We start from the raw sequence: 848 nt of genomic DNA, 5'->3' as shown, positions 1-848 counted from the left end.
CGTATCGTGCTATTCACTTTTGATTATTCATAATATCGCTTTTGTAGTATGCGTAAGGGTGAATGGCAATTTGTCCTAAATTCAGAAACCTTAAATAATTATCATTATGCAATCAAGAGAAAACATTCAAGAATTGAACGACCATTTACAGGCGTTCCCAAAGGCAGAAGACATCTTTACGAAAGACCAACAATGGCTCAAAAATCATTTTCTGCCCCTGATGAGTATCGATTTGGCAGAAATCAACCCCGATTGGGCGGGACAAAAAGTGTATATGTTATGCCCTTTTGAGGCGAATATAGGATATATGGGGGGAAACACTACCGAATATCACAATGAATACACTGCCCCTAACTGGGTAACGTTCAAACTCACCGATGATAACAAGTTTGAGTTCTTAGGGAACGAAGGATTTTTTGAAAGAACTAAATATCATAACTGGGATTTCGATTCTAAAGAAGAGAAAGAACTTCAAGAAATGGTGGAGTCCTATGAGCAAAGCAAGAAAAACATAATAAAATACGGTACCTTAGTAGATACTAATTATCCCGAATATCAAGGCAAACCCAATAGAGTAAATTATTTGAACAATTTGGGTGGAGATATATGGAGTGGAAATTGGCAAGGCTCTATTGATGATGGTGAGTATCCAAAGGCTTTCGATATGCAATTGGAGTATGAGAGACAACCCTCACCTGACTGGATTAAGATTTCATACCAAGGAAATCCATTTTACTTTATTGCAGATACAGCAAGTTATGATTGGTGTAAGGGGCATATAGATGGTATCATTATGCTTTACGAGCCCGTAAGCCGTATCGTGCTATTCACTTTTGATTATTCATAAT

Annotated in this window: 1 protein-coding gene; it reads left to right on the top strand. The window is 37.3% G+C overall.

The features are described from left to right. The first annotated feature begins 106 nt into the window (after positions 1 to 106). On the top strand, positions 107 to 847 hold the full coding sequence (locus HMPREF9072_RS02500) for a hypothetical protein (protein ID WP_009410367.1): 741 nt from the start codon (positions 107 to 109) through the stop codon (positions 845 to 847). The last annotated feature ends 1 nt before the right edge of the window (position 848 follow it).

It is taken from the genome of Capnocytophaga sp. oral taxon 324 str. F0483, from assembly GCF_000318315.2.
GTDB lineage: Bacteria > Bacteroidota > Bacteroidia > Flavobacteriales > Flavobacteriaceae > Capnocytophaga > Capnocytophaga ochracea.
This window is presented reverse-complemented; position numbering and strand designations above follow the sequence as displayed.